The sequence below is a fragment of the Burkholderia aenigmatica genome, from assembly GCF_902499175.1.
GTDB classification, from domain to species: Bacteria; Pseudomonadota; Gammaproteobacteria; order Burkholderiales; family Burkholderiaceae; genus Burkholderia; species Burkholderia aenigmatica.
Window position 1 is genome coordinate 1 of sequence record NZ_CABVQC010000133.1, and the last position, 5,321, is coordinate 5,321.

Annotated in this window: 9 protein-coding genes and 1 tRNA gene; 7 read left to right on the plus strand and 3 right to left on the minus strand. The window is 58.0% G+C overall.

All coding sequences use genetic code 11. The features are described from left to right. Positions 1–199, plus strand: a 199-nt coding sequence (locus BDO18943_RS42085; protein ID WP_210771979.1) for a hypothetical protein, incomplete at its 5' end; no start/stop codon positions are given. Between the two features lie 50 nt (positions 200–249). On the opposite strand, the gene BDO18943_RS42090 is transcribed toward BDO18943_RS42085, so the two are convergent. After that, a tRNA-Gly gene (locus BDO18943_RS42090) sits at positions 250–323 on the minus strand. 39 nt (positions 324–362) lie between these two features. After that, positions 363–665: an H-NS histone family protein gene (locus BDO18943_RS42095; RefSeq protein ID WP_077187207.1), complete on the minus strand. Its 303-nt coding sequence runs from the start codon at positions 663–665 to the stop codon at positions 363–365. Between the two features lie 175 nt (positions 666–840). Here BDO18943_RS42095 and BDO18943_RS42100 point away from each other — a divergent pair, with 175 nt between their 5' ends. The 6 genes from BDO18943_RS42100 to BDO18943_RS42125 all read left to right on the plus strand — a co-directional run bounded on the left by BDO18943_RS42100 (position 841) and on the right by BDO18943_RS42125 (position 5,018). Further along, positions 841–1,920, plus strand: a complete 1,080-nt coding sequence (locus BDO18943_RS42100) for a hypothetical protein (RefSeq protein ID WP_048985625.1) — start codon at positions 841–843, stop codon at positions 1,918–1,920. A 51-nt stretch (positions 1,921–1,971) separates the two neighbouring features. Beyond that, entirely contained in the window at positions 1,972–2,112 is a 141-nt protein-coding gene (locus BDO18943_RS42105; protein ID WP_153260041.1) for a hypothetical protein, read from the plus strand. 69 nt (positions 2,113–2,181) lie between these two features. Then, on the plus strand, positions 2,182–2,520 hold the full coding sequence (locus BDO18943_RS42110) for a hypothetical protein (protein ID WP_143282317.1): 339 nt from the start codon (positions 2,182–2,184) through the stop codon (positions 2,518–2,520). A gap of 87 nt (positions 2,521–2,607) precedes the next feature. Beyond that, positions 2,608–3,864 carry a DUF6402 family protein gene (locus tag BDO18943_RS42115; protein WP_027813803.1) on the plus strand — a complete coding sequence of 419 codons (1,257 nt, stop codon included), beginning with the start codon at positions 2,608–2,610 and terminating at the stop codon, positions 3,862–3,864. Continuing rightward, complete coding sequence (locus BDO18943_RS42120) at positions 3,837–4,517, plus strand: hypothetical protein (RefSeq protein ID WP_027813802.1); 681 nt, start codon at positions 3,837–3,839, stop codon at positions 4,515–4,517. Before BDO18943_RS42115 ends, BDO18943_RS42120 begins: the two co-directional genes overlap by 28 nt. A 69-nt stretch (positions 4,518–4,586) precedes the next feature. Beyond that, positions 4,587–5,018, plus strand: a complete 432-nt coding sequence (locus BDO18943_RS42125) for a hypothetical protein (protein ID WP_048985624.1) — start codon at positions 4,587–4,589, stop codon at positions 5,016–5,018. 15 nt (positions 5,019–5,033) lie between these two features. On the opposite strand, the gene BDO18943_RS42130 is transcribed toward BDO18943_RS42125, so the two are convergent. Further along, positions 5,034–5,321, minus strand: a 288-nt coding sequence (locus BDO18943_RS42130; RefSeq protein WP_146125849.1) for a tyrosine-type recombinase/integrase, incomplete at its 5' end; no start/stop codon positions are given.

The following is a 5,321-nucleotide window of genomic DNA, read 5'->3' on the forward strand; positions in this document are numbered from 1 at the left end:
ATCCGCGTTTTACCCCCGGTTCTGCTGGCGCCATTACGCCGCCCATCCCCGGCTCCTTTACGCCGCCCCGCGACACCAACATCCCACCTACCCCCGCAGCGACTGGCCGAATTTCGGCCTCACCGACGTGGATCCACGGGAATACTGGTTCTGGGTGCTCCGCTTAGTCGGAGCTTTCGGCGAGGATACCGAAGGATAAGTTGCAAACCTGCCCTCGACGCTTGAGGGCATTTTTTTCAATCGGAAATGTGGAGCGGGTGAAGGGAATCGAACCCTCGTCGTAAGCTTGGAAGGCTTCAGCTCTACCATTGAGCTACACCCGCGGAAGCGGAATTCGCGGGCTTTGCCGCGAAAGCGCTCTTTTACTCTGCAGCGGGAATCAGAAAGCGATCGCGATTCTTCGCGTTTGCAATCCACTGCGGTGCCTTGCCCCGCCCGCTCCAGGTGGCTCCTGTCTTCGGATCCTGATACTTGGGTGCCACGGGAGCTCGCTCCCCAGACGCTGCAGCACGTCGGCGCCCAAACAGCTGCTCGGGCGTGATGCCGTACTCTGCGATCTGTTCGCGCATCGCTGCAATGACACTGTCGAGCTCTGCGAGACGTGCTTCTTCTGCTTGCTGTGCCAACGCATCAGCCTGCGCTTTCAATTCAAGATAAGTTGCCATGGAGATGGAAGAGAATCAGTTAAACAACGAACGAGTAGCCTAGTCGGCAAACTCGGTCCCGTCAACACGATTCCGGCATAATCACAAATACCGTCGGTTACGTTTTTCGCGTCCAAAGGTACGCCGGCACGACGCACACACGATAACCAGTCAGTCGATTGAGAGCGACTAGAAAATGGAACAAGCGATGAGCGCAACTACCACCTCACTCGAAGCCGTCGTGGACAACATTTCCTCGAAGCTGCGCGACGAGATCAGGCTGCTCGTCGACGCAAAATACGAAGTCGACGAGCTCGCATGCCGCAGTGCGGCCGGTCGGCGTCTCATTGAACCGTTCCACGACGGTGCCTACGGCCCACGGATCGGAGCTTCTTTTTTCAGAACCGTCTTTCCGTTCAGCAATCTCGAACCGTGCGGCGATTCGTTTAGCGCGCTTGCGCCTGTTTCGCAGACGATCGGCGCGAGCTGGCGATGGACTACCTCCTCTGTCCCTGAGAACGAGCGACCGGCTCTGCTGGCCAGGTTGCAAGACCCGGCTCGCGCGACGGCAGAAGGCTACGATCGAGCCGAGTTCATCTGGATCAAACCGCTCGGTCTATTTCTGGCGCACGAGGGCAAGAATCGCGTGGGATTCTTCCGCGATATGGGTGCGCAATGGATCCCGGCGCACGTTGCGCCGTACGATTACCCGGCCGCCGATCGCCTCGCGACCTACGCGGCGAAGCACGCGCATCAGACCATGTATTGGGCCGTGCTAGACGGCCAACTGCTAGCACCGATCAACCATCCTGCCTGGGCGCTGCCGATCCTGCGGGCCTACGGTGTGGCGGAACATCATCGGTGGCCGCACGAGTTCCCTGCGGTCGACGTAGTCACTGCAGCGCTTACCGAACGCCTGGTCAATCCGGTCTCCAGTCGGCCGGCACCGCTCGACTTGGAGTTGGTCCGCGAGAAAGAGGAATACGAATCGGAAGAGATTCCGTGCTCGATCCTCGACATCGACGCGCTCTCCGCACCATGGTTCTTTCTGAAGGTAATGTTCGGCGTCAGCATCATCGCGATCATGTTGATCTGCATCATGCCGGCAGACTGGTCGAATCTGCGCATCGCGGCCGGAGTCGTCGCCGGCTTGGGTTTCGGCGGCTTGCTAACACCAGGCGTCAAGCTGCTTCGTGCGCCGCGACGGCTCGTCGATCCCTACGCGTCGCTACGCAAATTCTCGCCGCTCGAGCGTAAGGCAGCGGGGATCCGGTGACGTACAACCAAGCCGGCATGGCCGGCCACTTTTCTAACACAGTGTCGAGCTATGCCGATCAAATTGACGCACGAAACAGCGCCGTACATTGCGCGCGCCATCGTCGAATCCGGGTCGTTTATCGGCGGACCGATCCTCGGTGACGCAGGCATGAACGCCTACATTGATGGTGGCCTCTACAACCGCGACTAGGCCGAGCGAACCGGCGCTACCCTGGAATTCGAATGGACTGGACCGGTTTCCGCTGCGCCGGCGAGAGGTGTGCATGAGCCGGATGTGCTGTATGACGAGCGGCCGCACCGCGCGTTCATCGTCGTTTGTACACGCAAGCATCTTCGAGTCACTGGCGTGCGGTTCCGGTCGGGCCTCTCGTGGCGAGACGCGGTTTACGTGCCATCGAAGCCGACCGCGGCCGCCAGCCTTTCGCCAGCGGCTTGGCTCGCGTGGGCCCGAACGTGGCAGCCAGGGTGGTTGGACAACCAGGCGGCCGAACTCGAAAGCGCAATGTTGGCTCGCCTGGCGAGCAAGCCTTCCGTGTCGATCGTGCCGCCGGCGGATTGCCCCTACCTTTTCATCTTGCGCAATCGCGACCTGATCTAACAGTTGTTTTCATTGTCTCTGATCGATTTTCCGATGAATCGATTAATCTGATACCCGTTCGTTTGAAAAGTCGTTATTCAAGGCCCTATGCCAGACGTCAAGAAAGTCCCGTATTACCAACTGGAGTCCGGAGTTCTATATTCCAGCAAACGGTGGAAATGTTACTCTGGCGTGGTCGGATGCGTTCCCATCGACACGCAGCAAAAAATCTCGTTCGATAGACTTGCGCCGAACGAGCCGCCGTCACCGCCACCATCGAAGGCAGCCGCTCCTCTCGCGCCACAGAAGCCGCCTGCTCCAGCACCGGCCAAGCCGCCCGCCAAGCCACAACCGAGTGATAAGCCCCAAGACGCCGAGCAAGCGAACAAGCTGCCTGAGTTCGATCTGCAGGACATTCCCAAAGCGATGGACAAGATGGGCTGGCCGATCTCGGCCAAGCTTGCGCGAGAGTGGTTTGCAAGCCCTAAGCACGCCTATAACGACCAGCTCAACTCGGTGCAGCCGATCGACGACAGGACAGTCTCTCTGGAATGGGCGTTGCGGTTTCGCGGAGCACTTGAGCGTTTCAATCAACTCGTCCGACAAGCGATTTACACTCCGAATGCTGCTACATCGGCGAGGAATACGCTGACGCCCGTGATCGAGAAGAGTTTCGCGGCCGGACAAATGAACGCGGCAGGTATCGTGATCGACACTACGCCGTTTCTGACGGATCTGCTTCAGTTTCATGTCGCCTGGAGATTTCAGTACCAGTCAGTATCATCCGTCGACACACTCGACGGTACGGCGTTGACCGATCTAACCGGCGCACTGGCAAACTTCAACTTCTACGCTGCTGTTGGGAAGGCGACCGTTACCGGCGAGCGTTACTACAAGTACGAAGGCAAGAACAAAATATTCTGTCTCGAACCGGTTGCACAGATTACCCACATCTATGTCTACATCAAGGATAGCTATTCATTTAACGATGATTCGCCTTCCAAGAGCCAGTATCTTGGCCACTGGAACAAGAACGGAATGGTGCTGTCGTACGTCGCTGCAGCCAACGATTTCTTCAAGAGCAGCAACTTGAATGTCGGAAATTCAACCATCGAAAAGTGGCACTATCTTCCTGAAGGCGAAGAGGTCAACAAACCGATCGACAAACGGACAAGTCTCTTTCGGAAATTTATGGCGAAGGATGTGTACTGGCCAGTGCACAACAAGACATATCGCGAGTGGAGAGCGGCACACAATCGTGGCGGTGACTTTATGGTTTACAGTAGACCCAAACTCGTGAAACTGGACAACCCGATTGTTTTGAAACTTGATACCGTATGCAGACCCATCCCGGCGGAACAATGAAGATGATCCGCCTCATCCTCAGAGCGATCTTGGTAGTCGGGGCCGTGGCCTTGGTTGCCGCCATCGTGTGGCCGTTCCTGCCGCCTGGCGCCACGAACGCGATCGCGATTTTCGCGCTCAAGAACGGCAAGACCGCGATCTTCATCGTCACCGCGGTCATCTTTGCAGCCTACTTCTACTGGCTTCTTCGAAATATCGCCCATTTCGGCCGAGCGAAGCGCGCGGGACTGGCGATCGTGACACTTGGCTTATTGGCCTGCCTCGCGCTCATCAGTTTAGGCGGGGTCACGACAGACGACACCGATTGTCAGCGCTTCAACTACAACGCCAAGATGAATGGTGGAATCAAACAGGTCGACGGCACGACCTACATCGTCAACATCTGCGGAAGTGGTGCGCGCAGTCATGGATTTTTTGCAGATCAGAACGAGCAGGTCAAACTCGTCATCACCGATGCGAATGGCTCGACGCTCGCCACGCGCTTATTTTTCGTTTTTTGGGACGGCCGGCCGGGTGAAGACTCGATCAAGATCCGCGATGGCAAATTGATTTACTTCGACGCGTCCGATCAGTACGACAGCATGCGTTCGATCTCGCTGCCGCCCACCTTGATCGACTGGGTTGCCGCAAGAATTCCGATTTGGCTTCGCTGAGAGTAGCCGCCCGTACAGCCATCAAACGGCTCCGCCGTCCAATCCCACAAAAATCAGCCTCGGCGAAATATGCAGGTCACCAGAAAACATGTAATCGCGATCGCGCTTGTCTTGGTACTGGCGATTCCGGCTCTTGCGTTACGGAAGCCATACGAAGATTGCGAGAGCTATACGCAGGATCTTAACGGGGGAACGAAAGAGTTCGGTGGCAAGAAGTACAAGATCGAGCTATGTCGGGTGCCCCGCTCTTTTGCCGATGGTGACGAAATTCGACTCCGGGTGATGGGTCCGGCAGGAGACGTGCTGGCGGAGCGTTATTTTGCGGTGCGCACGCTCAACGATGCAGCACCCACGGAACTGCGGTACAGCGACGACAACATTTTCTACTACGACCAGTCGAAGTCGTCTCCGTTGCGCTTCATTGCCATGCCGCCTTCCCGGACGGACTGGTGGACGGCACGCATACCGTTGCTGCAACGACTGCTCGCGTTCTTTTCATAAGATCGGGAGACGCACTCAGCCGTCGCGTGTTAGCCGGGCATGGTACTTCGCCGCCTCGCGGCGCATCCGCGCCTCTTCCGGCGACACGTAGATCGACGTGGTGCCGAGCGACGCGTGGCCGAGCGTGCGCTGCACGACCTCGAGCGCGACGCCGGCGGCCAACATCTGCGTGCCGACCGTGTGCCGGAATGCATGGGGCGACGTGCTGGCCAGCTTGCGCCGTTCAGACTCAGTGAGATCCGACATCACCGCGAGCAGCTGCGCGATCGCCCATTGCGTGAGTCCGCGCGCGCCGCGCACCGA